Here is a 27,000-nt window from a genome sequence, read left to right on the forward strand (position 1 = left end):
TGGTTGCGGCTGCCAAGCCTACTGGGACGTAGTGGCGGCGTCCCCGCACTCCGACACCGCCCCGCCAAAGCACGGAATGCCAGCTTTTGCTGTTGCCGTTGTCGTTGCCTTGGCTTGAAGCATCTGCAGGTGCAGGGCGCAGCCCTGCCGAAAAAACACACATAAAAAAACAGCAGGCCGAGGCCTGCTGTTTCGGTGTAATGGTGCGCCCGGAGAGATTCGAACTCCCGACCGCCTGGTTCGTAGCCAGGTACTCTATCCAACTGAGCTACGGGCGCCAATTACATAAACTTGTTGTGCCGACTGTGTATGGTGCGCCCGGAGAGATTCGAACTCCCGACCGCCTGGTTCGTAGCCAGGTACTCTATCCAACTGAGCTACGGGCGCGCGGTACACAATCAAATTTTAAAACATTTCCAGCGGAGGATGCTGAAAACCTGTCGAGTGGTGCGCCCGGAGAGATTCGAACTCCCGACCGCCTGGTTCGTAGCCAGGTACTCTATCCAACTGAGCTACGGGCGCCCTGCGACAGGAGCGGAATTATGCGGATGTCGGCGCACACCGTCAACAGTTTTGTGAAAATTTTCATCCAACTGAATGAAAAAGCTGTTCGCCACGGCATCCGGTGCCTTCAGCCAGGCGAAATGATCGGCGCGCGTGCCCAGTTCCTGCGCGGACAGCACGCGCAGCTTCGCGTCCACATTCGGCAGCTTTGCCAGCAACGCCTGCATCGATCCGGTCGGAGCCAACCAGTCGTGTTCCATCAGTACGGCCTGTGCGCTGCCGTGCACGCGCGTCATCTGTGCGTCGAGGTCTTCACCCATGCCCGCGGCAGCGTAGTGGTTGTTCAGGCCGACGCGCGCCCAGTCGGCGATCAGTCCGCGTGCTTCGGTGCCACCGAAGCCGAGACGACGGCCATGCAGCACGCCCTGGCGCTGCGCGATCCACGGCAGGAAGCGGTAGACCAGTGGCAGCAGCCAGCCGCGCGGTGGCGGGAATCCACGCCAGAACGGTGAGCCGCTGGCCGCCAACCACAAGTGATGGAAGTGCAGAGGGTTGCGGCCGGCGTGCACGCAGGCCAGCTGCCCGCCCAGGCTGTGGCCACCGATGATCCAGGGCAGGGGGCCTGCTTCCTCGTCTGCGGCCGCCATGACCGCTTGGCTGGCCGGCAGATCCTGCTCGAGTACCTCGCGATAGCCCCAGTCCTGCGCGCGCGACGGGCGTAGTGAGCTGCTGCCGTTGCCGCGCCACTCATGCAGGTAGACCGCCACGCCCTTCGCTGCCAGCGCCTGTGCCAGCGGCAGGTAGTGGCGCGCGGCCACACCCAGCGCTGGCAGCCACAACAAGCGGGCGATGGGCTGTGCGGGCATGCAGGCCATCACTTCGTAGCGATGCCCGTCGTTGCACTGCACTGGAAGGAGGGCCGGCGTCAGGTTCATGCGTGCGGTGCCGCGCCGAAGTGGTCGAGCACCAGTACCTCGCTGCGGCCGGGGGCATAGCCCTGCTGCAGGCCGCGCGCAACGTAGTCGATGCCGGCTTCGCAGGCGTTGGCCAGGCTCAGGCCGTTGCACAGCTGCGCGGCGATGGCCGAGGCCAGCGTGCAGCCAGTGCCGTGCGCATCCAGCGGCAGGCGGGCGTGGATGAATTCTTCGCTGCTGACGCCGTCGAAGTAGCGGTCGATTACGCGGTTGCCTTCCTGCAGGTGGCCACCTTTCAGCAGCACCGCACCGGCACCCAGGTCGAGCAGGGCGGAGGCCACCTGTTCGGCGTCATCGCCGTTCCCGATCTTCCGTCCGGCCAGCAGCTCCGCTTCCGGCGTGTTCGGGGTGATCAGCGTGGCCAGCGGGATCAGCCGCTCACGCATTGCCTGCAGAGCGTTGTCTTCCAGCAGGCGCGCGCCGCTGGTGGCGACCATCACTGGGTCCAGCACCACGTGTGGTGGGCGATGGCGCTCCAACGCATCTGCGACGGCATTGATCACTTCGGTGTTGGCCAGCATGCCGAGCTTCACCGCATGGATGTCGAAGTCATCGAAGCAGGCATCCAGTTGTGCACGCAGGAAATCGATCGGCGGCACATGCACGGCGATGACGCCACGGGTGTTCTGTGCGGTCAGTGCGGCGATCGCGGAGAGTCCGTGCACGCGATGTGCTGCAAAGGCCTTCAGGTCGGCCTGGATGCCTGCGCCACCGCCGGAGTCGGAGCCGGCGATGGTGAGGGCGGATACGGGAGTGGTCGGGCTCATCAGGCGATTGTGCCGTGGTCACCGCAAAGGCGGTAGCGTCACTGCCGGTAGATGGGGTCAGATCCCTTTTCCGCAGGAAAAGGGATCTGACCCCCGCAGCGCGGCCCTCAATGCCGCCAACGCGCCCACTGCTGGTACATCACATAGCCCAGGCCGGTCAGGCCGGTGAGCAGGGCGGGAGCAAGCAGGGCGTCGTACTGCCAGCGCGTGAACAGCCAAGCGCCGATCACGCCGCCGGCGAGGAAGCCACTGATGATCAGGCCGCTGAGGGTCAGTCGTCGTACCTGCAACGGCAGCCCGCGCAGCAGGTGGCCCAGGCCGATGCCGAGATCGGTGAACATGCCGCTGAGATGGGTGGTGCGCACCACCGCGCCGCTGAAGGTCGTAGCCATTGCATTCTGCAGGCCGCAGGCCATGGCGGCCGCCAGTGCGCCCCAGATCTGGTGCTCTTCAAACAGCGGAATGGCCACCAGCAAAAGAGCCGATTCCAGCGCCAGTGCCACGCCGTAGCGCCGGCCCAGCTGCAGGGTGCTGTCCTGGATCAGCAGGCCGCTGAGCATCGCGCCCAGCGAGAACGCGATCAGCAGGCCCCACAGGTGGCCGACCGCGCGCCAGTCGCCCTGGGCCAATGCCATGCCGAGCTGGCTGGTGCTGCCGGTCATGTGGCTGACCGCCTGATGCTCGAACCCGAGGAAGCCGACCACGTTGACCATGCCGGCCACGCACGAGAGTGCGACCGCGCCGATCCAGACCCAGGTGGGCAGGCGTATTCCCATCGGCGAGGCCCCTCAGGGCCCGCCGAAGCCGCCGTTGAACTGCAGCTCGCTGAAGGTGTTGCTGGCCGGGTCGAACACGGCGCCCCAGAACTGTGCGCCGCCATCGCAGACGCGGATCGCTTCGCGGGCCGGATTGATGCCGCTGTCGTCGGGCAGGTGGAAGGCGTTGATGTAGATCAGCCGCTTGCCGGCGCTTTCGATGCCGACGTACTGGCGGTCGAAGCCCAGCACCTTCGGGACCTGCGCTTCCAGCGACGACAGCTTCGCCTCCAGCTGGTCGACCTGCTGCCGGCTGGGCGCCCAGTAGCCCGACACCCGCCCGGCCTCGCGGCCGGGGCTGGGGCGCGAGCAGGTGTCGAGCACCTGCGCGGCGATGATCGGGCGGGTGACCACCCAGGACTGGCCGGTGCGCTCGGCGGTGGGCACGCTGGCCGGGCCGCGCGTGGTCGTACAGGCACCGAGCACGGCGGCGAGGGTGATCGCAGCCGTGGGCAACAACAGGCGCGTGCAGCGGTTCACAACACCTCCGAAGCGTAATCGGCCAGGCGCGAACGCTCGCCACGGCGCAGGGTGATGTGCGCACTATGCGGCCAGTTCTTGAAGCGGTCCACCGCGTAGGTCAGGCCCGAAGTGGTCTCGGTCAGGTACGGGGTGTCGATCTGCTCGACGTTGCCCAGGCAGACGATCTTGGTGCCGGGGCCGGCGCGGGTGATCAGCGTCTTCATCTGCTTGGGGGTGAGGTTCTGCGCCTCGTCCAGGATCAGGTAGCGCGACAGGAAGGTGCGGCCGCGCATGAAGTTCATCGAGCGGATCTTGATGCGGCTGGCCAGCAGGTCGTTGGTGGCCTGGCGGCCCCATGTGCCGCCTTCCTGGTTGTGCGTGAGCACTTCCAGGTTGTCGGTCAACGCGCCCATCCACGGCGTCATCTTCTCTTCCTCGGTACCGGGCAGGAAGCCGATGTCTTCGCCGACGCTGACCGTGGCGCGGGTCATGATGATCTCGCGGTAGCGCTGCTGGTCCATTGTCTGCGCCAGGCCGGCGGCCAGTGCCAGCAGGGTCTTGCCGGTGCCGGCGGTGCCCAGCAGCGTGACAAAGTCGATCTCCGGGTCCATCAGTGCGTTGAGGGCGAAGTTCTGCTCGCGGTTGCGTGCGCTGATGCCCCACACGGCGTGGCTGCCGTGGCGGAAATCATCGACCAGCGACAGCACCACCTTGCCATCGCCGACCACGCGGCTGACGCGCAGCTCGACTTCATCCTCGCCCGGCAGGTAGACGTACTGGTTCGGATACCACTCCTCGCCGTCCTGCGCCTGGATTTCGTAATGCGAGCGGCCCTTGTCGCTCCAGCTGCGCAGGTCGTCGCCGTGGCGTTTCCAGAAGTCTTCCGGCAGCTCGGTAGCGCCGGTGTAGAGCAGGCTGAAATCGTCCAGCGCGCGATCGTTCTCGTAGTCCTCGGACACGATGCCGGCGATGGCGGCCTTGATCCGCAGATTGATGTCCTTGGAGACGAACACCACCGGCAGGTCGGGGGTTTCTTCCTTCAGGGCCAGGATCGCGCCGAGGATGGCATTGTCCGGAATGACCTTGCCAAAGCTCTTGCCCGCGTCGAAATGGCTGGTCTGGAAGCGCAGCTTGCCGGCGCTCTGCTTGCCGCGCAGCTGCAGGCCGTTGGGGCGCTGCAGCGGAATGCCGTCGGCCAGGTTGTCCAGGCCGGATTCCTGTACCAGCTCGTTGAGGAAGCGGCTCACCTGGCGGGCGTTGCGGCTCGCTTCGGAGGTGCCCTTCTTGCCGTTGTCCAGCTCCTCGATCACCTGCATGGGCAGGTAGATGTCGTGCTCCTCGAATTTGAACAGCGCGGTCGGATCGTGCATCAGCACGTTGGTATCCAGCACGTAGATGCGCTTGCCTCGGGTCATCGTCGATTCCTGGTTACGGACAGGGAAAAACCACCACGGCCTGCTGCGGGGCAGGGTGATGGCAGACACAGTAGGCAGTGGGACTCACTTGGACTGGGAGGCCTTCAGTTCGGCGAGAACGGCATCGGCATGGCCGGCAACCTTGACCTTGCGCCAGGACTGCACGATGCGGCTGTCGGGGGAAATCAGGAAGGTGCTGCGTTCGATGCCACGTACCTGCTTGCCGTACATGTTCTTCATCCTGATCACGTCGAAGGCGGTGCACAGCGCTTCGTCGCCATCGCTGACCAGCGGGAAATTGAAGCCCTGCTTGGCACAGAAGTTGTCGTGCGACTTCACCGAGTCGCGCGAGACGCCCAGCACGACGGCGCCGGCTTTCCTGAACTTCGGCAGCAGGGCGTTGAAGTCGATGCCTTCGGTGGTGCAGCCCGGGGTGCTGTCCTTGGGATAGAAGTACAGCACCAGCCATTGGCCGGCATAGTCGCCGAGGGTGGCCTGGTCGCCGCCGGACAGGGCCAGCGGCAGGGAGAGGGTGGTGCTGTCCAGGGTGTCGCCGTTGTTCATGAGGTCCTTCTGTCGAGCCTGGGTTCTTGCCATTACAGCTACATGAAACGCCACGCGCCCGTGAGAGACGCGCGAAGAATCAGAACTTCATCGGATCCATGATCGCGTCCAGGTTCAGGTGGTCGCAGAACTCGAGGAAATCGTCGCGCAGCGCGGCGATATGCATGTTGGCCGGCACGCCGATGGTGACCTGTGCGCTGAACATTTCCGCGCCGGTCTGCATGGCGCGGTAGCGCGTGCTCTGCAGGTTCTCGATGGTGATGCCCTGGCGGTCGAAGAAGTCGGCCAGCTGGAACAGGATGCCCGGCTTGTCGGCGGCGATCACTTCGACGATGTACGGCAGCAGGTTGGACTGCGCCTGCTTGGCGGCGGTGCGGTACCAGACCAGCTTCAGGCCTTCCTCGCGCTCCAGCCGGGTCAGCATCGCCTCAAGCTTGGCCACCGAGTCCCAGGAGCCGGTGGCCAGGGCGGTGACCGAGACATCGCGGCCGACCGTGGCCAGGCGTGCATCCACCAGATTGCAGCCGCTGTCGGCGATGCGGCGGGTGACGGACAGCAGGGGGGACTCCGGATGCGTCGTATAGGCGTTGATCAGGAGGTGGTTTTCGCTCGGCGCGGGGCGCGGGGTGGTGTCGGTCAAGGCGATTCCGGGTAATGCATGCGTTAGTCTGAATGCCCGCCAGAGGCGGGGATCCACCGGTGTCCAGCATACTTGCCCGTGCTTTCGCGCCGCAAGTAACATTCAAGTCGCCCCCGGCCTTTCGTGGCGGGCGTTTTCCCTTCCCAGCCAAGAGCAGCACGTCCTTGTCCCTTTCCGGCCTCATCACCGCGCTGGCGACCCCGTTCCGGGCCGACGGCGCCCTCGATCCCGACGGTTGGCAGCGCCTGCTGCACCTGCAACTGGAAGGTGGCGTCCATGGTGTTGTCGTAGCCGGCTCTACCGGCGAAGCGGCAACCCTCACCGACGCCGAGTACGACCTGCTGCTGGCCAGCGCGGTCGAGCGCATCGGCGGCCGCATTCCGGTCATGGCCGGTACCGGTCTTTCGGGCACTGCCAAGACCATCGAACAGACCCGTCGTGCCGCCGCCCTCGGCGCCAGCCACGCGCTGGTGGTCACGCCGCCGTACGTGCGCCCCACCCAGGCCGGCCTGATCGCGCACTACCGTGCGGTGGCCGACCAGGGTGGGCTGCCGGTCGTGCTGTACAACGTGCCCGGCCGTACCGGTTGCGACATGCAGCCTGAGACCGTGGCCGAGCTGGCCAGCCACCCCAACATCGTCGGCATCAAGGAGGCGGTGGGTGACACCGGCCGGGTGCAGGCGCTGCTCGCTCTGCGCAGCCCACAGTTCGCCGTGCTCAGCGGTGACGACGGTACGGCCGCGCGTTCGATCCAGGCCGGTATCGACGGCCTGATCTCAGTGGGTTCCAACGTGCTTCCCGGTGCCTACCGCCGGATGTGCGAGCTGGCCGCCGCACACGACCACGAAGCCACCGCGTCGTGGGATGCGCGCCTGCATCCCTTCCATGATTTCTGCGGCGTCGAACCGAACCCGATCCCGGTCAAGGCGCTGCTGCGCCGCATCGGCATCGGTCACGACCTGCGCCTGCCACTGCTGCCGTTGTCGGCAGCGCATCATCCGGCTGCCGACCATCTTGCCGGCGACATCGCCGCCCTCGAAGCCCTTTCCAGCCACTGACCTTCCGTCTTGGTCTGACCCAGGAGATTCACATGCGTCAATCCGTTTCCACCGTCCGCGTGCTGTCCTATGCCCTGCTTGCTGTGGCGGTCGCTGCCGGCACCACCGGCTGCTTCAAGCGCGGCGCCAAGGGCGACTACGCCCTGGCCCCGGAAATGCGTCCGCTGGAAGTGCCGCCGGACCTGAACCTGCCCAATGCCACCACCGACAACAAGGTGCCGACGTTGGCCTCGGCCACCAAGCCGGCGGCGCCGGTTGCTGCGGCTCCGGCAGCCGGCAGCACCGGTTTCACCATTGCCGGTGGCAAGGATGAAGCCTTCGCCAAGGTCGGTACCGCGCTGGAAGGCGTGGAGGGCGTGACCATCGCCAGCCGCGCGCAGTTGCTGGGTTCGTACGACGTGGCCTACGAGGGCAGCAACTTCCTGGTCCGCGTAGTGGCCGTCGATGCCGGCGCCTACATCTCCGCGGTTGACCCGCGTGGCCTGCCGGCCACCGCCGAAGCGCCGGTGAAGCTGATCGCCGCTCTGAAGGCGAAGCTCGCCCAGTAAGGGCTGGTCGGGTGGCTGCGGGCCTTGGTCCGCACCCGCCTTGGGTAGCGCCCGGCCAAGCCCGGCGAGCTTGAAGCGCGGCCCAGGATCCGCCGGGCATGGCCCGGCGCTACCGGAAATGGAAAAGGGCGCCCAAGGCGCCCTTTTTCGTTGTCGCAGCAGGCGCTTCTCAGCGCTCCAGCAGCTTCAGCTTGTCCGGCTTGCCATCCCATTCGCCGGCGTCGGCGGGCGGGTCCTTGCGCACGGTCAGCACCGGCCACTCCTTCGCCAGCTCGGCGTTGAGGGCAACGAAGCCTTCCTGTCCGGCAGGAACATCGTCCTCCGGGAAGATCGCATTGACCGGGCACTCCGGCTCGCAGAGGGTGCAGTCGATGCACTCATCCGGGTCGATCACCAGGAAGTTCGGGCCTTCGTGGAAGCAATCCACGGGGCACACTTCCACGCAATCGGTGTGTTTGCACTTGATGCAGTTTTCGGTGACGACAAAGGGCATGGGCTTGGGGGTGGATCGATTCCTGAACCCGCCAATTCTAGAACAGGTTGGCCCCCGGTGTCGGCGCGGGGCGGAAAACGGGCGTCTGGCAGGCGCGACCGTGGGAGTCATTGGCGGCACGGCGGGGGCTGTGCGACGCTGCGGGGCACTCGGTCGCCCACCGTGGCCGGACTCCCTTCCCAGCAGGATCGTCCATGTCCCAAACCCAGCCCAGCACCGCGCCCCAGGGCGGTGAGAACACTGCATTCATCGTCCTGATCAGCTGCGTGGCCACCCTTGGTGGATTCCTGTTCGGTTTCGACAGTGGTGTCATCAATGGCACGGTCGATGGCCTCCGCCAGGCCTTCAACTCCAGTGAGGCGGCGCTCGGTTTCGAAGTCGCCTCGATGCTGCTGGGCTGCGCGATCGGCGCCTTCCTGGCCGGGTGGCTGGGTGATCGCCTGGGGCGCCGCGGTGTCCTGATCGTGTCCGCGCTGATGTTCCTTGTCTCGGCGCTCGGTGCCGGCGCGGCCCACGCGTCCTGGCTGTTCATCGCCGCCCGCGTGCTGGGCGGTTTCGCGGTGGGCGCGGCCAGCGTGATGTCACCGGCCTACATCGCCGAAGTCGCCTCGGCGCGTTACCGCGGCCGGCTGGCCACGGTGCAGCAGATGGCGATCATCTGCGGTTTGTTTGCGGCCTTCCTCAGCAATTACCTGCTGGCGCGTGCCGCCGGCGCCTCGACCGCGCCCCTTTGGCTGGGCCATGAGGCCTGGCGCTGGATGTTCTGGATGCAGGCGCTGCCCTCGGGGCTGTTCCTGCTGTTGTTGCTGGTGATCCCGGAAAGCCCGCGCTTCCTGGTGTTGAAGGGGCGCCAGGGGCAGGCGAGGGCGGTGCTGGCGCGGCTGTACGGCGAGGCCGGGGCCACCGCCAAGCAGGCCGAGATCGAGGCGAGCCTGGCCCAGGACCAGCACAAGCCGCGCTTCGGCGACCTGCGCAACAAGGCCACTGGCAAGCTGCGCCCGATCCTCTGGGTGGGTATCGGCCTGGCCATGTTCCAGCAGCTGGTCGGCATCAACGTGGTGTTCTACTACGGCGCGGTGCTGTGGCAGGCGGTGGGTTTCTCGGAAAGCGACGCGCTGCTGATCAACGTGTTGTCCGGCGCGCTGAGCATCGGTGCCTGCCTGCTGACGGTACTGCTGATCGACCGCATTGGGCGCAGGCCGCTGCTGTGGATCGGCTCGGTCGGCATGTCGGTGGCGCTGGTGCTGATGGTGGCGGCGTTTGCCAGCGGCAGCCTTGTCGATGGGCGCCTGCAGCTGTCCGATGGCATGGGGCGGCTGGCGCTGGTGGCAGCCAACGTCTACGTGGTGTTCTTCAACATGTCCTGGGGCCCGGTGATGTGGGTGATGCTGGGCGAGATGTTCCCCAACCAGATCCGCGGCCCGGCGCTGGCGGTGGCGGGTGCGGCGCAATGGACCTCGAACTTCGCGATCACCGTGACGTTCCCGATGCTGCTGGCCGGCATCGGCCTGGCCGGCGCCTATGGCATCTACGCCGTCGCGGCGATCCTCTCGATCGTCTTCGTGGTCCGCTACGTGCGCGAGACCAAGGGCAAGGAGCTGGAGCAGATGGAAGGCTGACGGCCGGCCCGTGTTTCAGCGCCTCCTTTCTCCGTGGGGAGGCTGCAGGCCAGCCGATCCAGGACACGCCGTAAACCCATCCATGGGGCTCGATGGCGCCATCCATGGCGCCAACGGTCCTGGATCGGCTGGCCTGCAGCCTCTCGACACATTGCGGGTGGCGGACGCAGGTCTGCGCGTCGGGATTGAATTGGCTGCGGAGGAACGAGGCTGTTCGTGCCGCCGTCGCGGGAAACTGTCAGGAGGGGGGGGGTCACCCTTGACTGGACCGTTGGCGCCATGGGTTGGGCGCATGCGCCCGACGGGTTGGGCAGGAGCCCAACCCTAGTCTTGCCGCGTGCGCAGGACAGCGCACGCGAGCAAGGCGCCATCGAGCACCATGGATGGGCTTTTGCGTGTCCAGGCCAGGGTGGCCCGCCCCCTCCCGCGCAGGGACAGGGAGGCGCTACTGCGACCAGGCCGACCGATGCCAATGCAAACCCCGGAAAACAGAAAAGCCCGCACAAGGCGGGCTTTTTCGGTTCCTGCTGCGGCGACTGGCGCTCCCTAGGGGACTCGAACCCCTGTTTTAGCCTTGAGAGGGCCACGTCCTAACCACTAGACGAAGGGAGCGTAACTGTGTCGCTGCCGAGGCAGGAGCGCTAGTATATGCACCTCGATGCCATTGGGCAATCCCGAAACTTCAACCGGAAGCGCCAACATCATTTCCCCTGCTACATCACCGTTCAGCCTGCGCGTCATCCCGCGCGACCAGCACACGATCTCCCGCAAGGACATCAGCCCGAACGCCCTGCGCGTGCTTTATCGCCTGCGCGATGCCGGCTTCGGCGCCTACCTTGTCGGCGGCGCGGTGCGCGACCTGCTGGTCAATGGCCAACCCAAGGATTTCGACGTGGCCACCGATGCCACGCCCGAACAGGTCAAGCAGCTGTTCCGCAACTGCCGCCTGATCGGTCGTCGGTTCCGCCTCGCCCACGTAGTGTTCGGCCGCGAAATCATCGAAGTCGCCACCTTCCGTGCCAACAGCGATGACGGCAGCGGCGACCGCGAGATGGAAAACGGCATGCTCGTGCGCGACAACGTGTACGGCACCATCGAAGACGACGCCATCCGCCGCGACTTCACCTGCAACGCCCTGTACTACGCCATCGAGGACTTCTCGGTGCGTGATTACACCGGCGGCTTCGAAGACGTCCAGGCGCGCCTGATGAAGCTGATCGGCGATCCCGAGCAGCGTTATCGGGAAGACCCGGTGCGCATGCTGCGTGCGGTGCGCCTGGCGGCCAAGCTCGGCTTCCAGATCGAAGAGGGGACCGCTGCGCCCATCCCGCACCTGGCCGGCCTGCTCAATGAAGCCGCGCCGGCGCGCCTGTTCGAGGAAGTGCTCAAGCTGTTCCTGTCCGGGCACGGTGTGGCCAGCTTCGAAGGCCTTGAGCGTTACGGCCTGCTGGACGTGCTGTTCCCGGAGAGCGCCAAGGCGCTGAAGTCCAACCGCACCGGCGCGCTGCGCCGCATGCTGGTCGAAGGCCTGGCCAACACCGATGTCCGCGTGGCCAACGACGAGCCGGTCTCGCCGGCGTTCCTGTTCGCGTTGCTGCTGTGGCCGGCGTTCTGCCGCGCACAGGCGACCCTGCTCAAGCAGGGGGTGGCACCGGAAGAGGCGCAGCGCCGCGCCGCCGACCGGGTCACCGTGCAGCAGCTCAGCACCATCGCGCTGCCGCGCCGCTTCTCGCTGCCGATGCAGGAGATCTGGCTGCTGCAGTCGCGCTTCAGCTCGCGCCAGCGCAAGCGCGTGTTCCGTACCCTGACCCACCCGCGCTTCCGCGCCGCGTTCGATTTCCTCAGCCTGCGCCAGGTCGCTTCGTCCGAGCATGCAGTGGATGTCGAGTTCTGGCGCGAAGCACAGGCGCAGTCCGGTCGCGAGCTGGAGTCGTCGCTGGATGCGATGCACAGTGAAGACGGCGATGACGAGAGCGGGGCACCGCGCAAGCGCCGCCGTCGCCGTCGACGTCCCGGTGCTGCTGCGGCGGGCGAGTAAGCGATGACCCTCGCCTGGATCGGCCTCGGCGCCAACCTTGGCGACGCGGCCGCGACCGTGGGCGCGGCGATTGCCGCGCTGGATGGCCTGCCGGGAACGCGCCTGCGACAGGCCTCGCGGCTCTATGCAACGCCGGCCTGGGGCAATGAAGACCAGCCGCCGTTCGTCAATGCCGTGGCTGCGGTCGAAACCACCTTGCCGGCCGATGAGTTGCTGCAGGCGATGCTGGCGCTGGAGCGGGGCTTTGGCCGCGTGCGCGATCCGGCGGTGCACTGGGGGCCGCGCGCGCTGGACCTGGACCTGCTGCTGTATGGCACGCAGGTCCTCGATCAGCCCGGTCTGCAGGTACCCCATCCCTACCTGCACGAGCGCGCCTTCGTGTTGGTGCCGCTGGCCGAAATCGCGCCTGATCTGGCCATTCCCGGTCATGGCAGCGTGCGGGATGCAGTGGTGCGGGTGGATGCCTGCGGGATTGCGCCGATAGGGTGATAATGACCGGGTTATCTCCCCCGGTTATCAGCACATGAGCACCCACGCAGACAGCAAGCCCTGGACCGTTCCCGCCCTGGCCGAGGCCAAGCGCAATGGCCAGAAGCTGGTCATGTTGACCGCCTACGACGCTGGCTTCGCCCGCACTTTCGACGCGAATGGCGTTGATCTGATCCTGATCGGCGATTCGCTGGGCATGGTCGTGCAGGGCCATGATTCGACCTTGCCGGTGACCGTGGCCGACATGGTCTACCACACCCGCGCCGTGGCCCGCGTACTGCAGCGAGCGCTGCTGGTGGCCGACCTGCCGTTCGGCGCCGACGCCACCCCGGAACGCGCGCTGGATGCATCGCTGCAGCTGCTGCAGGCCGGTGCCGAGATGGTCAAGATCGAAGGTGCCGGCTTCAAGGTCGACATCATCCGCTACCTGGTCGAGCGCGAGATTCCGGTCTGCGCGCACCTGGGCCTGACCCCGCAATCGGTGCTGCGCCTGGGCGGCTTCAAGATCCAGGGCCGCGGCGATGCTGCGCGCCAGCTGGTGGAGGATGCCAGGGCGGTGGCCGCCGCAGGCGCCAGCATCATGGTGCTCGAATGCGTGCCGACCCCCGTCGCCGCCGAAGTGACCGCTGCGGTGGATGTGCCGACCATCGGTATCGGTGCTGGCCCGCAGTGCGATGGCCAGGTGCTGGTGCTGCACGATTTCCTCGGCCTGGACAGTGGCCATCGCCGTCCCAAGTTCGTCAAGGATTTCCTTGCCGAAGGCGGCTCGGTGGCCGGTGCCACCCGCGCGTTTGCCGACGCCGTGCGCGATGGCAGCTTCCCCGACGAACAGCACGCCTACGCCCAATGATCCAGACCTTCAACGAGCTCGGCGCGCTGCGCGGGCAGATCGCCCAGTGGAAGCGCGAGGGCCTGCGCGTGGCGCTGGTGCCGACCATGGGCAACCTGCATGGGGGCCACCATTCGCTGGTGGCCCTGGCCCGCCAGTACGCCGACAAGGTGGTGGCGAGCATCTTCGTCAACCCGACCCAGTTCGGGCCGAACGAGGACTTCAGCCGCTACCCGCGCACGCCCGAGGCCGACGTGGCCGGGCTGGAGCAGGCAGGCTGCGATGCGGTGTGGCTGCCCAGCGTCGAGGCGATGTACCCGCTGGGCGTGGACAAGACCACGCGCATGCACGCGCCGGGCGTGAGTGAAGTGCTGGAAGGTGCGAGCCGTCCGGGGCACTTCGATGGCGTCTGCACGGTGGTGGCACGCCTGTTCCTGCAGGTGCAGCCGGACGTGGCCGTGTTCGGTCGCAAGGACTACCAGCAGCTGGCCGTGATCAAGCAGATGGTGGCCGAGCTGTCGTTCCCGGTCCAGATCGTCGGCGCCGAGATCGTGCGCGACGAGGACGGCCTGGCCAAGAGCTCGCGCAACCAGTACCTGAGCGCCGAACAGCGTCCGGTCGCGACCACCATCCACCGGACCCTGCTGGGCATGCGCGAAGGCTACGTGGCCGGGCAGGCACGTGAACGCATCGAGGCCGAGGCCACTGCCGCGTTGCAGGCGGCCGGTTTCCAGGTTGACTACGCGGTGCTGCGCACTCCGGAGCTGGCCGAGCCGACCTTCGACGGCGGCGGCCGGGTGGCGCTGATCGCCGCACGGCTGGGTACCACCCGGCTGATCGACAACCTGGAGTTCTGAGTTCCGGCTGTGCCGCGCGATGCATGGGGTCAGATCCCTTTCCCAGGGGAAAAGGGATCCGCCCCCGGTTTCACCGCCTACCTGAACAGGTTGCCGGCCGTAATGCCCCGCGCTGTGCGGGTGCTAGAATCCGCTCTTTCCTTTGCCGTTGCAGCGCCCCCATGCACCTGTCCCTGCTCAAGACCAAGATCCACCGCGCCACCGTCACCCATTCCGAGCTGAACTACGAAGGCTCGATCGCCATCGACGACAACCTGCTGGCTGCCACGGGCATCCGCGAGTTCGAACAGGTGCATATCTGGGACGTGACCAACGGTGCGCGCTTCTCGACCTATGCCATCCGCGCCGAAGCCGGCAGCGGCGTTGTCTCGCTCAACGGTGGCGCCGCGCGCCACGTGCAGGTCGGCGACATCATCATCATCGCCGCGTTCGCCAGCATGACCGAGCAGGAAGCTGACAGCTTCAAGCCGAAGCTGGTGTACGTTGATGGCAACAACCAGATCACCCACACCAACGACACGATCCCGACCCAGGCCGCATGACAACGAACAACGGATTCGACTCGCTGCATTCCCACGCCCAGCGCCTGAAGGGCGCAAGCATTCCCAGCCTGCTCGCCGCCGAACCCGGCCGCGTGCAGGACCTGGCGCTGCGGGTCGGTCCGTTGTACGTCAACTTCGCCCGCCAGAAGTACGATGCCGCGGCGCTGCAGGCGTTGCTGGCGCTGGCCGCCGACCGTGATGTCGGCGGCGCCATCACCCGCCTGTTCCGCGGCGAGCAGGTCAATCTGACCGAAGGCCGCGCCGCGCTGCATACCGCGCTGCGTGGCGACGTGGTCGATGCGCCGGTGGCGGCCGAGGCCTATGCCACCGCGCGCGGCATCCGCCAGCGCATGGGCGTGCTGGTGCGCGCGCTGGAAGACAGTGGCGTGACCGATGTGGTCAGTGTCGGCATCGGGGGGTCCGACCTCGGCCCGCGCCTGGTCGCCGATGCGCTGCGCCCGGTCACCGGTGCGCGCCTGCGTGTGCATTTCGTGTCGAATGTGGACGGCGCCGCCATGCAGCGCACGCTGGCCACGCTGGATCCGGCGAAGACTGCCGGCATCCTGATCTCCAAGACCTTCGGTACCCAGGAAACCCTGCTCAACGGCCAGATCCTGCACGACTGGCTGGGCGGCAGCGAGCGCCTGTATGCGGTCAGCGCCAATCCGGAGCGCGCTGCCAAGGCCTTCGCGATCGCCGCCGATCGCGTGCTGCCGATGTGGGACTGGGTCGGTGGCCGTTATTCGCTGTGGTCGGCGGTGGGTTTCCCGATCGCGCTGGCGATCGGCTTCGAGCGTTTCGAGCAGCTGCTGGAAGGCGCCGCGCAGATGGATGCGCATGCGCTGGATGCACCGCTGGAGCGCAACCTGCCGGTGCTGCACGGCCTCACCGACATCTGGAACCGCAACCTGCTGGGCCATGCCACGCACGCGGTGATGACCTACGACCAGCGCCTGGCGCTGCTGCCGGCTTACCTGCAGCAGCTGGTGATGGAAAGCCTGGGCAAGCGCGTGCAGCGCGACGGCCAGCCGGTCACCGTCGACACCGTGCCGGTGTGGTGGGGCGGGGCAGGGACCGACGTGCAGCACAGCTTCTTCCAGGCGCTGCACCAGGGCACCAGCATCGTTCCGGCCGATTTCATCGGCTGCGTGCACAACGATGATCCCTACACGATCAATCACCAGGCCCTGCTGGCCAACCTGCTGGCGCAGACCGAAGCGCTGGCCAATGGCCAGGGCAGCGAAGATCCGCACCGCGACTACCCGGGAGGCCGGCCGAGTACGCTGATCCTGCTCGACGCGTTGACCCCGCAGGCGCTGGGTGCACTGATCGCCATGTACGAGCACGCTGTATACGTGCAGTCGGTGATCTGGAACATCAACGCCTTCGACCAGTTCGGTGTCGAGCTGGGCAAGCAGCTGGCCAGTGGCCTGTTGCCGGCGCTGCAGGGCGAGGATGTGGCGGTTGCCGATCCGATGACCCGCGAGATCCTGGCGCAGTTGAAGGGCTGATGCCCGGCACTACCGGTGCACGGCGTGGCGTCTCACCGGCTCGGATCGCGTTCCGGGCTGGGCCGCTTGGCCAGCTTGCGCTGCAGCGAGCGCCGGTGCATGCCGAGCAGGCGTGCGGCCGCTGACACGTTGCCGCCGGTCTCGTGCATCGCCTGCTGGATATGTTCCCACTGCAGGCGGCTGATCGGCGTCATCGCATCGGGCACTTCCATTTCGCCGTCGTCGGCCGGGCCGTCGTCCTCCTCGCCAAGCGCGCGCAGGATCATCGGCACCGTGGCCGGCTTCGGCAGGTAATCATCCGCGCCCAGCTTGATCGCCTCCACTGCGGTGGCGATGCTGGCATAGCCGGTCACCAGCAGGATGCGCATGTCCGCGCGCAGTGCGCGCAGCGGCTGGATCAGCGCCAGGCCGGAATCGCTGCCCAGCTTCAGGTCGATCAGCGCGAACGCCGGCGGATGCTGGCGGGCCAGTGCCAGGGCACTGGCGGCATCCTGTGCGGTCTGTGTTTCCAGGCCCTTGCGGGCCAGGCTGCGCTGCAGGGTACGCAGGTACAGCTCGTCGTCGTCGACCAGCAGACCAAGGGTTGAGGCGCTCATGGGGTTTCCTCGCGTGGGGCCAGCGGCAGGCGGAAGCCGACGCGGCTGCCGGCCCCTTGGGCCGGGCGCATCCACATCTCGCCGTCGAGGCGTTCGATGGTGGCATGGGACAGGGCCAGGCCGACGCCCATGCCCTCGCTCTTGCTGCTGCCGAACAGCTTGCCCGGCAGCACGGCGGCACGGGCGTCGAAACCATGGCCGTAGTCGCGTACTTCGCCGATCAGGTCGTCGCCCTCGATGCGCAGGTCCAGGTCCACGCGCGGCCGGCCGGCCTTCTCGCCGGCATCGGCGGCATTGTTGAGCAGGACCATCAGCAGGTGGCCTACGCCCGGGTCGAGCGGCAGCCGCAGCGGCGCATCGTCGTTGCGATGCAGGTCGATGGTCGGTCGCACCAGGCGCCATTGCTCCAGCACCTGCTGGGCGCTGGAGTGGCTGCGACCCGGTGCATCGGCCGAAGCCGGTGCGGCCAGTGCCAGCACGCGCTCGCGGCACTGCACCAGCAGCTCGCGCAGGGTTTCCATGTCCTCGCGGACTTCCGGCTCTTCGCTGCGCTCGGCGACATCGTCGGCGAGCAGGGTCATGGTCGCCAGCGGCGTGTTCAGTTCATGTGCCACCGAGGCGGCATGGGTGGCCAGGGCGACGATGCCCTCGTTGCGGGCGAAGCGCTCACGCAGCGCCGACAGTTCCAGTTCGCGCTCCCGCAGGGCCAGTGCCAGGCGGGTGGAGAAGGCCAGCACCACTGTGGCGGAAATCAGGAAGTTGGCGACCACGCCCCAGCGATTGAGGTCCTGAGCGCGGAAGTAGCCGTCCGGCAGCGCCTGCCCGAAGATGCCGCTGGCGGCGTAGCCGAGCAGGCAGGCCAGCGCGACCGCCAGTGCCCAGCGCAGGGGCAGGGCGAACGCGGCCAGCGCGATCAGGATCAGGAACAGTGAACTGAACGGGTTGGCCATGCCGCCGCTCCAGCCCACCATCCAGGTCAAGATGATCACGTCCACCAGGATATGGCCGAATGCGGTCAGCGGCGCAGTGTCGGCCGCTTCCGGGCGCAGCTGGGTGTAGACGTTGAACAGGGCCAGCACCGCCACGCCGGCCCACAACGGCAGCTGCGGCAACGGCAGGCCCAGCACCCAGGTCGCGACCAGGATGGTGGCGGCCTGGCCGCCTACGGCAAGCCAGCGCAGGCTGCACAGGGTACGGAGAAACGGGGCGTCGGGACCGGTCATTCACGCTCATCGTATGCGTTCATGCGTGTACATGCCTGCGACAATCGGCCGCAGCCGTGCCGCAGGCTGAATGCGAGTCACCCCGAATGCGGGAGTGGGCGGTAGAATGCGCCCATGCACGACGCCGTCACCCGCCCGACTCCCCCCTCCGATGCCACCGCCTGGCCCCGTCGCCAGACCCATGCCGTCCAGATCGGCGGGGTCACCGTAGGCGGCGGCAAGCCGGTGGTGGTGCAGTCGATGACCAACACCGATACCTCCGACGTGGCCTCCAGCGTGAAGCAGGTGGCCGAGTTGTGGCGTGCCGGCTCGGAGATGGTGCGGTTGACCGTCAACACCGTGGAAGCCGCTGCGGCCATTCCGCGCATCGTCGACAAGCTGGCGATGATGGGTATCGATGTACCGCTGATCGGTGACTTCCACTACAACGGCCACCAGCTGCTCACCGCCGAGCCGGCATGTGCGGAAGCGTTGGCCAAGTACCGCATCAACCCGGGCAATGTCGGCTTCGGCAAGAAGAAGGACCTGCAGTTCGCCCAGTTGATCGAGTTCGCGATCCGCTACAACAAGCCGGTGCGCATCGGCGCCAACTGGGGCTCGCTGGACCAGGCCCTGGCGGCGAAGCTGATGGACGAGAACAGCCTGCGCGAACAGCCCTGGGATGCCGGCCGCGTGCTGCGCGAAGCGCTGATCCGCTCGGCCCTGGATTCGGCCGAGCAGGCGGTGGAACTCGGCCTGCCGCGCGATCGCATCGTGCTGTCGGCCAAGGTCAGTGGCGTGCAGGAACTGATCGCGGTGTACCGCGACCTGGCCCAGCGCTCGGACTTCGCCCTGCACCTGGGCCTGACCGAAGCCGGTATCGGTAGCAAGGGCATCGTCGCCTCGTCGGCAGCGCTGAGCGTGCTGCTGCAGGAAGGCATCGGTGACACCATCCGCATCTCGCTGACCCCGGAGCCGGGCCAGTCGCGCACGCAGGAAGTGATCGTCGCCCAGGAACTGCTGCAGACCACCGGCCAGCGCGCCTTCACGCCGCTGGTCACGGCCTGCCCGGGCTGCGGCCGCACCACCTCCGAGTTCTTCCAGGAACTGGCCAAAGTGGTGCAGAACCACGTGCGCGAGAAGATGCCGCTGTGGAAGATCCACCACCCGGGTGCGGAGAACATGACCCTGGCGGTGATGGGCTGCATCGTCAACGGGCCGGGTGAGTCGCGCCATGCCAACATCGGCATCTCCCTGCCGGGCACGGGCGAGACGCCGGCGGCACCGGTATTCGTCGATGGCGAGAAGAAGGTGACCCTGCGTGGCGACAACATCGCCCAGGAGTTCGTCGCCCTGATCGACGATTACGTCGAACACAAATATGTCCGAAGCGCCGGATAAGCCTGCGATCCTCGCCGCACCGGAGTCCGCCTCCGGTTTCCGCCACTGGATGGCGCGCAATGCCTGGCGCCTGGTCCTGCTGTTCGGCGGCGTGCTGCTGCCGCTGGCCGGCTTCGTCGCCCTGGCGGACGAAGTGCACGAATTTGAATCGTTCCATTTCGATGCGCCGCTGCTGTGGCAGATGCATGGCCTGCATTCGCCATGGCTGGACCGCTTCTTCGTGCTCATCTCGAAACTGGGCTACGAGTGGTTCCTGATCCCTGCTGACGTGCTGATCATCGGTGCGCTGCTGGGCTACCGGCGCTGGCGCGAGGCGACCTTCGTCGCGGTCAGTTTCGTGGGATCGGCGTTGCTGAACATGGGCAGCAAGCACTTCTTCCAGCGCCAGCGCCCCAGCCTGTGGGAGTCGATTGCGCCGGAATCGACGTTCAGCTTCCCCAGCGGGCACGCCATGGGCTCGATGACCCTTGCCGCGACCCTGGTGCTGCTGGCCTGGAATACACGCTGGCGCTGGCCGGTACTGCTGCTGGCGCCCCCGTTCAGCCTGCTGGTGAGCGTCTCACGGGTCTATCTGGGCGTGCATTATCCCTCGGACATCCTGGCCGGATGGTGTGCCGCGCTGGTTTGGGTGGTAGGGTGCTATCTGGTCATGTTCAGTCGCCGGCATCCTTGGCGACGTCGGGATTTGCCGCCAGCGACGGCCAGCGAAGCATCATCACAGGGGGGTGACGTGGATGACCCTTCCGCGGCGTCTACGTAATAGATCAGTTGTTTCGTTGCAGCAGGTTCTGCAAGACAGGGGGCAAGCACAACGCGCGTTACTGTGATGCGCAAGGCAGAACGCCCGGATCGCGTCCCGAACGCGCTTGCAGGGGTATCGGCGTCCTGCCTAGCTTGACCTGCAATGGCCGCATTCGAAGAGGTACGTGAATGACGATTCGAGTCTACCTGGTGGATGACCATGCGCTGGTCCGCACCGGGATGAAGATGATCCTGTCGGGGGAGACCGACATCGAGGTGGTGGGCGAAGCCGAGACCGGTGAAGACGCACTGCGCGACGTCCGCCAGCTGCTGCCGGACGTGGTGCTGTGCGACCTGCACCTGCCCGGTGTGAGTGGCATGGAAGTGACCGAGCGCATCGTCCGCAGCCACCGCAACACCCGCGTGGTGATCGTGTCGGTGCTGGAAGACGGGCCGCTGCCGAAGCGCTTGCTGGAGGCGGGGGCCGCGGGCTACATCGGCAAGGGCTGCGATGCACAGGAGCTGCTGCGCGCGGTGCGCGATGTGGCCATGGGCCGTCGCTACCTGGGCACCAGCATCGCGCAGAACCTGGCCTTGTCGACGGTGGAGGGCAATGGTTCGCCGTTCGACAGCCTGTCGCCGCGAGAACTGGAAGTAGCATTGCTGCTGACCCAGGGCCTGCGCCAGGAAGACATCGCGCGGCGCCTGAGCCTGAGTGCCAAGACGGTGAACACGCACAAGGCGCGGTTGTTCGAGAAGATGGGGATCCACGACAACATCGCGCTGGCGCGCATGGCCAGCCAGTACGGGCTGGTGGATCCGGCGCGGCCGTTGTAAGGGATTCGGTCTTCCGTAGAGCCGAGCCCATGCTCGGCTGCTCTCCATTCCGCTGGAGTGGAGCCGAGCATGGGCTCGGCTCTACACCTGCTTCGGGCTCAGAGGCCGCGCACGCGCTTGATGATCTTCGCCGCGTCGGCGGCGCTGGCGCGCACCTTGTCCCATTCGCCGCCGGCGATCCAGTTGCCCGGTACCATCCACGAACCGCCGATGCAGACCACGTTCTTCTGCTCAAGGTACTCGGCGGCGGTGTTCTCGGTGATGCCGCCGGTCGGGCACAGCTTCAGGTCCGCCACCGGGCCGGCCAGTCCCTTGATCATCGCCAGCCCGCCCACGGCTGTGGCCGGGAACAGCTTGCACACGCGGAAGCCGCGGGCGTAGAGCGACAGCAGCTCGGTCGGCGTCGCCGCACCTGGCACCACCGGCAGCGGCGCAGCGGCAAGTGCATCAGCCAGCGCCGGCGGCGTCCCCGGGGTCACCAGGAAGTCCGCACCCGCATCGATCGACTGCTGCATCTGCTCCACGGTCAGCACCGTACCGGCACCCACCACCACGTCCGGCAGCTCGCGCTTGAGCATTGCCAGCGCTTCCATCGCCACCGGCGTGCGCAGCGTCAGCTCGATCGCCGGCAGACCACCTTCCAGCAGCGCCGCACTCACCGCGCGGGCCTGGTCCAGCGTATGAATCGTCACCACGGGCAGGATGCCCGCCGCATGCAACAGCTCCGCCGCCTTCACCTGATGTCGTTCGATACCCATGCTTTTGCCCTTGCCTTTGCTCTTCTTGATTCAGTGGCCGCAGCGCAAATGACGCGCCGGGAATTGTCCAAGGGCATTAGAGCGCCCTGGCCGGGACCGTGAGCGGCATGGATGCCGCGATCGAGCCCCCATGGATGGGTTTACGGCGTGTCCCGGCCAGGGCGCTCTACTGCCGAAGCCGGGAAGCCTGCCGCGGCTTTTCGCGTCAGGCGTCTTTCGCCTCATGCGGCGCCGCCGCCGCTGCCGCATCGTGCCCCAGCTCATACTCCGCGTCGTAGTCCCACGGCCCGCCATCGGCCGCCGCCGGCCCGCACGAAATCGAAATCGCCCCTTGGTCCGCCGGACCCACCACGCGACGGTTGATCGCAAACAGATTGCGGCCCAGGTCATGCGCGGCCGGCGCGGTGTTCGGCGCCAGCGGACGTGCTGCCCATTCCGCCGCGTCCACCAGCACTTCCAGCGTGCCGGCCTCACCGTCGAGGCGGATCATGTCGCCCTCGCGGACCTTGGCCAGCGGGCCACCGCGCGCCGCTTCCGGCGTCACATGGATGGCCGCTGGGATCTTGCCCGACGCACCGGACAGGCGGCCGTCGGTGACCAGCGCCACGCGCCGGCCCTGGTTCTGCAGCAGGCCCAGCAGCGGTGCCAGCGAATGCAGTTCGGGCATGCCGTTGGCACGCGGACCCTGGTAACGCACCACCGCCACGAAGTCCTGCGGCAGCAGGCCACCGGCGTGCAGCTTGTTCAATACCTGCGGTGCATCGACCACCACCGCCGGTGCTTCGATCGTCCGGTACTGCGGTTTCACCGCCGACAGCTTGATCAGCGACTTGCCGAGGTTGCCGCGCAGCAGGCGCAGGCCACCCTGGTGCTCGAACGGATTGTCGACCCCACGCACCACTTCGTCATCGGCACTGTGTTCCAGGCCCGGCAGGTAGACCAGCCGGCCGTCACGCAGCTGCGGCTCGCGCGCATAGTCGGCCATGCCGCCACGCGCGACGCTGACCAGGTCGCCGTGCATCAGGCCCGCCTTGATCAGCTCGCCGAACACGAAGGCCGGGCCGCCAGCGGCCGCGAAACGGTTCACGTCGGCCTCGCCGTTCGGATAGACACGGGCCAGCAGCGGAATCAGCTGCGACAGTTCGTCGAAGTCGTCCCAGGTCAGCACGATGCCGGCCGCACGCGCCACCGCGATCCAGTGGATGGTGTGGTTGGTCGAACCACCAGTGGCCATCAGCGCGATGACCGCATTGATGATCGCGCGCTCGTCGATGATCCGGCCCAGCGGGCGGAAGTCGTCGCCCAGTGCGGTGATGTCCAGCGCGCGTTCGGTTGCCTCGCGGGTCAGGGCGTCGCGCAGCGGCGTGCCCGGATTGACAAACGAGGCGCCCGGCAACTGCACGCCCATGGCTTCCAGCAGCACCTGGTTGGAGTTGGCCGTGCCGTAGAAGGTGCAGGTGCCCGCACCGTGGTACGACGCGGACTCGGCTTCCAGCAGCTCTTCGCGGGTGGCCTCACCGGCGGCGTAGCGTTCGCGCACTTCGGCCTTCTGCTTGTTCGGGATGCCCGGGGTCATTGGGCCGGCCGGTACGAACACCGCCGGCAGATGGCCGAAGGCCAGCGCACCGATCAGCAGGCCCGGCACGATCTTGTCGCACACGCCGAGGTAGACGGTGGTATCGAACATGTCATGGCTGAGGCCGATGGCCGTGGCCTGGGCAATGACATCGCGCGAGAACAGTGACAGCTCCATGCCACCACGGCCCTGGGTGACACCGTCGCACATTGCAGGGACGCCGCCGGCGACCTGTGCGGTGGCGCCCAGCTCGCGGGCGATGTCGCGGATCTGTTCGGGATAGGTCTCGAACGGCTGGTGCGCCGACAGCATGTCGTTGTAGGCGGTGATGATGCCCAGGTTCGGCGTCACGCCGCCGCGCAGGCGGCTCTTGTCGGTGCCGCCGCAGGCGGCGAACCCGTGGGCGAGGTTGCCGCAACTCAGGCGGCTGCGGAACGGGCCCTCACGCAGGGAGGCATCGATCGCGGCCAGATAGGCGGCGCGCGAGGCGGCGCTGCGGCGGATGACGCGCTCAGTGATGGCTTGCAGTTGAGGATGGAGGCTCATTGGCTACCGGCGTTCGTGGTGGCGAGAGGCAAGCGGCGGCACGGCGCCGCCGCCGACATCAATCAGCCCAGTGGACGCGCAGGCGCGCGCCTTCCAGGTTGATCGCATTGAGGATCGGATACTGCTGGGCATCGTTGCTGTCCAGCGCCTGGCGCAGTACCTGCAGCTTCTGCTTGCCGCGCAGCAGCAACAGGCGCTGGCGGCACTGGCGCAGGCCGTGCGGGGTCAGCGTGATGCGCAGCGGCCACTGGTTCGCGCCTGGGCAGCCAGTGGCATCCAGCGCGGCGTAGGGCAGGGTGCTTTCCAGTGCGCGTGCGAGGTCTTTCGAGCCCGGGAACAGCGAGGCGGTGTGCCCGTCGTTGCCCATGCCCAGCGCTACCAGGCTCGGCGGCTGGCTGTGCTGCGCCTGCAGGTTGGCGGTGTACACGCATTCGGGCAGTGGCTTGCCGATCCGTACCAGCGGATCGAAGTGGGCGCCCTCGGTACGCTTGAGCAGGTGCTCGCGCACCAGCCAGGCGTTGCTGTCGCGATCCTGCGGCGACAGCCAGCGCTCGTCGGCCAGGCTCACTTCAACCCGGTCCCAGTGCACGTCCAGCTCGGCCAGTGCCTGATAGACCGGGGCCGGCGTGGTGCCGCCGGACAACAGGATGCGGGCGCGGCCCACTTCATTGATGTCGTGGTTGAGGGTGCGTGCCATCTCAGCGGCCACCGCCTCGATCCAGCCGTCGGCGTCGCCGTGCTGGATGAACTCGATGCGATCGTCGTGGAAGCTGGGGTTCATGCGGCAACTCCTGGTGCGTCACGTTCGGCGTCGGTGGCATAGGCGGCGGCGCCCAGCAATCCGGCGTGGGGATGCATCACCGCCAATGAGGGCACGCGCGCCATGATGGAGGAGAAGCGGCCCTTGTGTTCGAAGCGCTGGCGGAAACCAGAGTGCTGCAGCGAATCGAGCATCTTCGGGGTCAGGCCGCCGGTCAGGAACACGCCATCCCAGGCGCCCTGGGTGAGCACCAGGTCACCGGCGATGGCGCCGAACACGGCACAGAACACGTCCACGGTGCGCATTGCCTGCGGATCACCGTGCAGGGCGCGGGCGGTCACGTCCACCGGCTGCAGCTGGCCCGGGTCGATACCGGCCATCTCGCACACGGCGCGGTGGATGTTGACCAGACCGGGGCCACAGATCAGGCGCTCGTTGGAGACGCGGCCGAACTGTTCGGACAGGATCTCGAGGATGCGGATCTCTTCCGGGGTTCCCGGCGGGAAGCTGACATGGCCGCCTTCGGTTTCCAGAGGGTAGCAGCGGCCGTGGCGCATGATCAGGCCGCCCACGCCGAGGCCGGTACCCGGCCCGATCACTGCGTAGTTGCGCGGCTGGCCCGGCTTGCCCGGTACCCAGGCGGCACCGCCGACCTGGACCACGTCCTCGGGCTGCAGCAGCGAGATCGCCATCGCCTGTGCGGCAAAGTCGTTGATCAGGTGCAGTTCGTCGAAACCGAGCATCGCTGCGGTGCGGCTGCGCGAGATCACCCACGGATGGTTGGTGATGCGTGCTTCATCACCATCAACGCGACCGGCCACTGCGAACACGCCGCGGCTTGCGGTGGCACCGATCTGTTCCAGATGGTGGCGCGCGGCATCACCCAGCGAAGGGAACTCCGTCACCGCGTACTCGCGGATGCTGTCCTTCTGCAGAGGTGCGTCCTGCGAGGTGTCAGCCAGGGCGAAGCGGGCATTGGTGCCACCGATGTCGGCCACCAGCACCGGCTGCGAACTGGCCCTCATGCCGACGCTCCACTGTCCGGTGCGTCCACGCCCTGCGGCAGGAACTCGCCGGCATTGCTCGGGCCCCATTGGCCGGCGGGGTAGGGTTCCAGCGGCAGCTTGGCGTCCTTCCAGGCGTCGGCCACGCTGTCGATCCAGGCCCACGCTGCACGCACTTCGTCGTCGCGCACGAACAGCGTGTGATTGCCATTGAAGGCGTCCAGGAACAGGCGCTCGTAAGCGATGCGGCGATGCAGGCCGGTTGGCACCGACAGTTCCAGTTCCAGCGGATGCAGTTCCAGCGCGCCCCATTCCGGGCCGGCCAGGCTGCTCATCAGGCCCAGTTCGATGTTTTCCTGCGGCTGCAGCTGGAACACCAGGCGGTTCGGTGCGGCCTGCGCGCGCTGCGGGCGCTCGAACAGCCAATGGGTGACCGGCTTCAGCGTGACCACCACGCGGGTGGTGCGCTCGGGCAGGCGCTTGCCGGTGACCAGATGGAACGGCACCCCGCTCCAGCGCCAGTTGTCGATATGCGCGGTGACACCGGCGAAGGTTTCCACGTCGCTGCCTTCCGGCGGCTGGTAAGCCTGCGCCGGCTGGCCGTTGATGGTGCCGGCGGTGTAGCGGCCGCGGATGCTGTCACGCGCGGCGTGCTTCGCGTCGAGCGGGCGAAGGGCGCGCAGCACCTTGACCTTCTCGTCGCGGATGCGGTCGGCCTCCAGCGACGCCGGCGGCTCCATCGCCACCATGCACAGCAGCTGCAGGATGTGGCTCTGCACCATGTCGCGCAGCGCGCCGGAGCGGGCATAGTAGGCGTCACGGCCATCCACGCCTTCGCTCTCGGCCACCAGGATGTGCACCGATTCGATGTAGTTGCGGTTCCACACCGCTTCCAGCAGCGTATTGCCGAAGCGCAGCGCGATCAGGTTCTGCACTGCCGCCTTGCCCAGGTAGTGGTCGAGGCGGAACACGCGGTCCTCGTCGATCCACTGGCCGATGGTGCTGATGATTTCCTCGGCGCTCTGGCTGTCGCTGCCGATCGGCTTCTCCAGCATCAGGCGTGCCGGGGCGGCGAGGGCGCCGCCCTTGGCCAGGCCTTCGCAGGTGGAAATGTACAGGCCCGGCGGAATGGCCAGGTAGCTGACGCACTTGCGGTGCACCAGGTCGGAGACCGCGGCGGCAACCGAGTCGACGTCGCGCAGGTCCACCGAACGGTAGTCGATGCGGCGCAGCAGGGCAGCAATGTCGTCCTGCGTGGCCATCGGCATGGCCTGCTGCAGGCGCGGCCGCAGGATGTCATGGAAGGCTTCGGTGTCATGCCCGGACAGGGCCAGTGCGCGGATGCGGAAGTCCTCCGGCAGCAGGCCGTCGCCAAGCAGGCGAAGCAGCGAAGGGAACAGGTAGCGCTGGGCCAGATCACCTGTGGCACCGAACAGGAAGAGGGTGTCGTGCAT

At 67.2% G+C, this 27,000-nt stretch carries 27 protein-coding genes and 4 tRNA genes; 12 read left to right on the plus strand and 19 right to left on the minus strand.

Translation table 11 applies throughout. The features are described 5' to 3' along the window. Positions 1-201 precede the first annotated feature (201 nt). The 10 genes from RCF13_RS01005 to RCF13_RS01050 form a co-directional block, all read right to left on the minus strand. Positions 202-278, minus strand: a tRNA-Arg gene (locus RCF13_RS01005). A 32-nt stretch (positions 279-310) separates the two neighbouring features. Beyond that, positions 311-387, minus strand: a tRNA-Arg gene (locus tag RCF13_RS01010). A gap of 58 nt (positions 388-445) precedes the next feature. Continuing rightward, positions 446-522, minus strand: a tRNA-Arg gene (locus tag RCF13_RS01015). Beyond that, positions 513-1,439 carry an alpha/beta fold hydrolase gene (locus tag RCF13_RS01020; RefSeq protein ID WP_061480297.1) on the minus strand — a complete coding sequence of 309 codons (927 nt, stop codon included), beginning with the start codon at positions 1,437-1,439 and terminating at the stop codon, positions 513-515. The genes RCF13_RS01015 and RCF13_RS01020 overlap by 10 nt, the downstream gene beginning before the upstream one ends. Further along, positions 1,436-2,245 carry a bifunctional hydroxymethylpyrimidine kinase/phosphomethylpyrimidine kinase gene (gene thiD, locus RCF13_RS01025; protein ID WP_049412883.1) on the minus strand — a complete coding sequence of 270 codons (810 nt, stop codon included), beginning with the start codon at positions 2,243-2,245 and terminating at the stop codon, positions 1,436-1,438. Before thiD ends, RCF13_RS01020 begins: the two co-directional genes overlap by 4 nt. 107 nt (positions 2,246-2,352) lie before the next feature. Then, positions 2,353-3,021 carry a YoaK family protein gene (locus tag RCF13_RS01030; RefSeq protein ID WP_134967729.1) on the minus strand — a complete coding sequence of 223 codons (669 nt, stop codon included), beginning with the start codon at positions 3,019-3,021 and terminating at the stop codon, positions 2,353-2,355. A 12-nt stretch (positions 3,022-3,033) separates the two neighbouring features. Beyond that, a complete protein-coding gene (locus tag RCF13_RS01035) occupies positions 3,034-3,540 on the minus strand; it encodes a hypothetical protein (RefSeq protein WP_111201579.1) in 507 nt (168 codons plus the stop codon). Continuing rightward, on the minus strand, positions 3,537-4,937 hold the full coding sequence (locus RCF13_RS01040) for a PhoH family protein (RefSeq protein ID WP_005409049.1): 1,401 nt from the start codon (positions 4,935-4,937) through the stop codon (positions 3,537-3,539). Before RCF13_RS01040 ends, RCF13_RS01035 begins: the two co-directional genes overlap by 4 nt. An 84-nt stretch (positions 4,938-5,021) precedes the next feature. Further along, the gene (locus RCF13_RS01045; RefSeq protein ID WP_005416113.1) at positions 5,022-5,501 is read right to left on the minus strand and encodes a peroxiredoxin; all 480 of its coding nucleotides are present in this window, start codon (positions 5,499-5,501) and stop codon (positions 5,022-5,024) included. A 79-nt stretch (positions 5,502-5,580) separates the two neighbouring features. Further along, positions 5,581-6,141, minus strand: a complete 561-nt coding sequence (locus RCF13_RS01050; protein ID WP_005409051.1) for a glycine cleavage system protein R — start codon at positions 6,139-6,141, stop codon at positions 5,581-5,583. 164 nt (positions 6,142-6,305) lie between these two features. Between RCF13_RS01050 and dapA the strand changes: the two genes are divergently transcribed. Both dapA and RCF13_RS01060 read left to right on the plus strand, forming a co-directional pair. Beyond that, the gene (dapA, locus tag RCF13_RS01055; protein WP_061480294.1) at positions 6,306-7,199 is read left to right on the plus strand and encodes a 4-hydroxy-tetrahydrodipicolinate synthase; all 894 of its coding nucleotides are present in this window, start codon (positions 6,306-6,308) and stop codon (positions 7,197-7,199) included. Positions 7,200-7,231: 32 nt separating this feature from the next. Then, positions 7,232-7,747 (plus strand): hypothetical protein, encoded by a 516-nt coding sequence (locus tag RCF13_RS01060; RefSeq protein WP_005416115.1) that lies wholly within the window; start codon positions 7,232-7,234, stop codon positions 7,745-7,747. 169 nt (positions 7,748-7,916) lie between these two features. On the opposite strand, the gene fdxA is transcribed toward RCF13_RS01060, so the two are convergent. Beyond that, on the minus strand, positions 7,917-8,240 hold the full coding sequence (gene fdxA, locus RCF13_RS01065; RefSeq protein ID WP_005409054.1) for a ferredoxin FdxA: 324 nt from the start codon (positions 8,238-8,240) through the stop codon (positions 7,917-7,919). A 194-nt stretch (positions 8,241-8,434) separates the two neighbouring features. Between fdxA and RCF13_RS01070 the strand changes: the two genes are divergently transcribed. Further along, on the plus strand, positions 8,435-9,859 hold the full coding sequence (locus tag RCF13_RS01070; RefSeq protein ID WP_134967728.1) for a sugar porter family MFS transporter: 1,425 nt from the start codon (positions 8,435-8,437) through the stop codon (positions 9,857-9,859). Positions 9,860-10,396: 537 nt separating this feature from the next. Here RCF13_RS01070 and RCF13_RS01075 read toward each other — a convergent pair. Continuing rightward, positions 10,397-10,471, minus strand: a tRNA-Glu gene (locus tag RCF13_RS01075). Positions 10,472-10,517: 46 nt separating this feature from the next. Between RCF13_RS01075 and pcnB the strand changes: the two genes are divergently transcribed. The 6 genes from pcnB to pgi all read left to right on the plus strand — a co-directional run bounded on the left by pcnB (position 10,518) and on the right by pgi (position 16,125). Continuing rightward, a complete protein-coding gene (pcnB, locus tag RCF13_RS01080) occupies positions 10,518-11,897 on the plus strand; it encodes a polynucleotide adenylyltransferase PcnB (RefSeq protein ID WP_181357839.1) in 1,380 nt (459 codons plus the stop codon). Positions 11,898-11,900: 3 nt separating this feature from the next. Further along, positions 11,901-12,386, plus strand: a complete 486-nt coding sequence (gene folK / locus RCF13_RS01085; RefSeq protein WP_061480291.1) for a 2-amino-4-hydroxy-6-hydroxymethyldihydropteridine diphosphokinase — start codon at positions 11,901-11,903, stop codon at positions 12,384-12,386. Between the two features lie 34 nt (positions 12,387-12,420). Continuing rightward, positions 12,421-13,236, plus strand: a complete 816-nt coding sequence (gene panB, locus RCF13_RS01090) for a 3-methyl-2-oxobutanoate hydroxymethyltransferase (RefSeq protein WP_014646749.1) — start codon at positions 12,421-12,423, stop codon at positions 13,234-13,236. Further along, positions 13,233-14,072 (plus strand): pantoate--beta-alanine ligase, encoded by an 840-nt coding sequence (gene panC, locus RCF13_RS01095; protein WP_061480289.1) that lies wholly within the window; start codon positions 13,233-13,235, stop codon positions 14,070-14,072. Before panB ends, panC begins: the two co-directional genes overlap by 4 nt. Positions 14,073-14,233: 161 nt before the next feature. Next, positions 14,234-14,614 carry an aspartate 1-decarboxylase gene (gene panD, locus RCF13_RS01100; protein WP_006432456.1) on the plus strand — a complete coding sequence of 127 codons (381 nt, stop codon included), beginning with the start codon at positions 14,234-14,236 and terminating at the stop codon, positions 14,612-14,614. After that, positions 14,611-16,125: a glucose-6-phosphate isomerase gene (gene pgi / locus RCF13_RS01105; RefSeq protein ID WP_049439728.1), complete on the plus strand. Its 1,515-nt coding sequence runs from the start codon at positions 14,611-14,613 to the stop codon at positions 16,123-16,125. The genes panD and pgi overlap by 4 nt, the downstream gene beginning before the upstream one ends. Before the next feature lie 32 nt (positions 16,126-16,157). Here the strand turns inward: pgi and RCF13_RS01110 are convergent, their stop codons facing one another. Then, on the minus strand, positions 16,158-16,721 hold the full coding sequence (locus RCF13_RS01110) for a response regulator transcription factor (protein ID WP_005409063.1): 564 nt from the start codon (positions 16,719-16,721) through the stop codon (positions 16,158-16,160). Further along, complete coding sequence (locus tag RCF13_RS01115) at positions 16,718-17,944, minus strand: ATP-binding protein (RefSeq protein ID WP_049414674.1); 1,227 nt, start codon at positions 17,942-17,944, stop codon at positions 16,718-16,720. The genes RCF13_RS01110 and RCF13_RS01115 overlap by 4 nt, the downstream gene beginning before the upstream one ends. A 114-nt stretch (positions 17,945-18,058) precedes the next feature. On the opposite strand from RCF13_RS01115, the gene ispG reads away from it, so the two are divergent. From ispG to RCF13_RS01130, 3 genes are all read left to right on the plus strand, one after another. After that, positions 18,059-19,324, plus strand: a complete 1,266-nt coding sequence (gene ispG / locus RCF13_RS01120) for a flavodoxin-dependent (E)-4-hydroxy-3-methylbut-2-enyl-diphosphate synthase (RefSeq protein WP_061480288.1) — start codon at positions 18,059-18,061, stop codon at positions 19,322-19,324. Next, complete coding sequence (locus RCF13_RS01125; RefSeq protein ID WP_308140742.1) at positions 19,305-20,084, plus strand: phosphatase PAP2 family protein; 780 nt, start codon at positions 19,305-19,307, stop codon at positions 20,082-20,084. The genes ispG and RCF13_RS01125 overlap by 20 nt, the downstream gene beginning before the upstream one ends. A gap of 170 nt (positions 20,085-20,254) precedes the next feature. Then, positions 20,255-20,902, plus strand: coding sequence for a response regulator (locus tag RCF13_RS01130; protein WP_005416124.1), 648 nt, complete (start codon positions 20,255-20,257; stop codon positions 20,900-20,902). Between the two features lie 98 nt (positions 20,903-21,000). On the opposite strand, the gene eda is transcribed toward RCF13_RS01130, so the two are convergent. The 5 genes from eda to zwf all read right to left on the minus strand — a co-directional run bounded on the left by eda (position 21,001) and on the right by zwf (position 27,000). Continuing rightward, a complete protein-coding gene (gene eda / locus RCF13_RS01135; RefSeq protein WP_231352662.1) occupies positions 21,001-21,660 on the minus strand; it encodes a bifunctional 4-hydroxy-2-oxoglutarate aldolase/2-dehydro-3-deoxy-phosphogluconate aldolase in 660 nt (219 codons plus the stop codon). 205 nt (positions 21,661-21,865) lie between these two features. Beyond that, a complete protein-coding gene (gene edd, locus RCF13_RS01140) occupies positions 21,866-23,782 on the minus strand; it encodes a phosphogluconate dehydratase (RefSeq protein WP_061480284.1) in 1,917 nt (638 codons plus the stop codon). Positions 23,783-23,840: 58 nt separating this feature from the next. Beyond that, positions 23,841-24,563: a 6-phosphogluconolactonase gene (gene pgl, locus RCF13_RS01145; protein ID WP_049413491.1), complete on the minus strand. Its 723-nt coding sequence runs from the start codon at positions 24,561-24,563 to the stop codon at positions 23,841-23,843. Then, positions 24,560-25,567: a glucokinase gene (gene glk, locus RCF13_RS01150; protein ID WP_061480283.1), complete on the minus strand. Its 1,008-nt coding sequence runs from the start codon at positions 25,565-25,567 to the stop codon at positions 24,560-24,562. Before glk ends, pgl begins: the two co-directional genes overlap by 4 nt. Then, positions 25,564-27,000: a glucose-6-phosphate dehydrogenase gene (gene zwf / locus RCF13_RS01155; protein ID WP_061480282.1), complete on the minus strand. Its 1,437-nt coding sequence runs from the start codon at positions 26,998-27,000 to the stop codon at positions 25,564-25,566. The genes glk and zwf overlap by 4 nt, the downstream gene beginning before the upstream one ends.

The sequence above is a fragment of the Stenotrophomonas maltophilia group sp. RNC7 genome (genome assembly GCF_030910085.1).
Classification (GTDB): domain Bacteria; phylum Pseudomonadota; class Gammaproteobacteria; order Xanthomonadales; family Xanthomonadaceae; genus Stenotrophomonas; species Stenotrophomonas sepilia.

Coding starts and splice junctions, on each gene's coding strand:
- RCF13_RS01125 (WP_308140742.1), top strand. CDS start 19,305: ATGTCCGAAGCGCCGGATAAGCCTGCGATCCTCGCCGCACCGGAGTCC.
- panB (WP_014646749.1), top strand. CDS start 12,421: ATGAGCACCCACGCAGACAGCAAGCCCTGGACCGTTCCCGCCCTGGCC.
- thiD (WP_049412883.1), bottom strand. CDS start 2,245: ATGAGCCCGACCACTCCCGTATCCGCCCTCACCATCGCCGGCTCCGAC.
- fdxA (WP_005409054.1), bottom strand. CDS start 8,240: ATGCCCTTTGTCGTCACCGAAAACTGCATCAAGTGCAAACACACCGAT.
- RCF13_RS01110 (WP_005409063.1), bottom strand. CDS start 16,721: ATGAGCGCCTCAACCCTTGGTCTGCTGGTCGACGACGACGAGCTGTAC.
- glk (WP_061480283.1), bottom strand. CDS start 25,567: ATGAGGGCCAGTTCGCAGCCGGTGCTGGTGGCCGACATCGGTGGCACC.
- RCF13_RS01130 (WP_005416124.1), top strand. CDS start 20,255: ATGACGATTCGAGTCTACCTGGTGGATGACCATGCGCTGGTCCGCACC.
- RCF13_RS01115 (WP_049414674.1), bottom strand. CDS start 17,944: ATGACCGGTCCCGACGCCCCGTTTCTCCGTACCCTGTGCAGCCTGCGC.
- edd (WP_061480284.1), bottom strand. CDS start 23,782: ATGAGCCTCCATCCTCAACTGCAAGCCATCACTGAGCGCGTCATCCGC.
- RCF13_RS01070 (WP_134967728.1), top strand. CDS start 8,435: ATGTCCCAAACCCAGCCCAGCACCGCGCCCCAGGGCGGTGAGAACACT.
- pcnB (WP_181357839.1), top strand. CDS start 10,518: ATGCCATTGGGCAATCCCGAAACTTCAACCGGAAGCGCCAACATCATT.
- eda (WP_231352662.1), bottom strand. CDS start 21,660: ATGGGTATCGAACGACATCAGGTGAAGGCGGCGGAGCTGTTGCATGCG.
- RCF13_RS01060 (WP_005416115.1), top strand. CDS start 7,232: ATGCGTCAATCCGTTTCCACCGTCCGCGTGCTGTCCTATGCCCTGCTT.
- ispG (WP_061480288.1), top strand. CDS start 18,059: ATGCACGACGCCGTCACCCGCCCGACTCCCCCCTCCGATGCCACCGCC.
- pgl (WP_049413491.1), bottom strand. CDS start 24,563: ATGAACCCCAGCTTCCACGACGATCGCATCGAGTTCATCCAGCACGGC.
- RCF13_RS01045 (WP_005416113.1), bottom strand. CDS start 5,501: ATGAACAACGGCGACACCCTGGACAGCACCACCCTCTCCCTGCCGCTG.
- panC (WP_061480289.1), top strand. CDS start 13,233: ATGATCCAGACCTTCAACGAGCTCGGCGCGCTGCGCGGGCAGATCGCC.
- pgi (WP_049439728.1), top strand. CDS start 14,611: ATGACAACGAACAACGGATTCGACTCGCTGCATTCCCACGCCCAGCGC.
- RCF13_RS01020 (WP_061480297.1), bottom strand. CDS start 1,439: ATGAACCTGACGCCGGCCCTCCTTCCAGTGCAGTGCAACGACGGGCAT.
- RCF13_RS01040 (WP_005409049.1), bottom strand. CDS start 4,937: ATGACCCGAGGCAAGCGCATCTACGTGCTGGATACCAACGTGCTGATG.
- zwf (WP_061480282.1), bottom strand. CDS start 27,000: ATGCACGACACCCTCTTCCTGTTCGGTGCCACAGGTGATCTGGCCCAG.
- folK (WP_061480291.1), top strand. CDS start 11,901: ATGACCCTCGCCTGGATCGGCCTCGGCGCCAACCTTGGCGACGCGGCC.
- RCF13_RS01030 (WP_134967729.1), bottom strand. CDS start 3,021: ATGGGAATACGCCTGCCCACCTGGGTCTGGATCGGCGCGGTCGCACTC.
- panD (WP_006432456.1), top strand. CDS start 14,234: ATGCACCTGTCCCTGCTCAAGACCAAGATCCACCGCGCCACCGTCACC.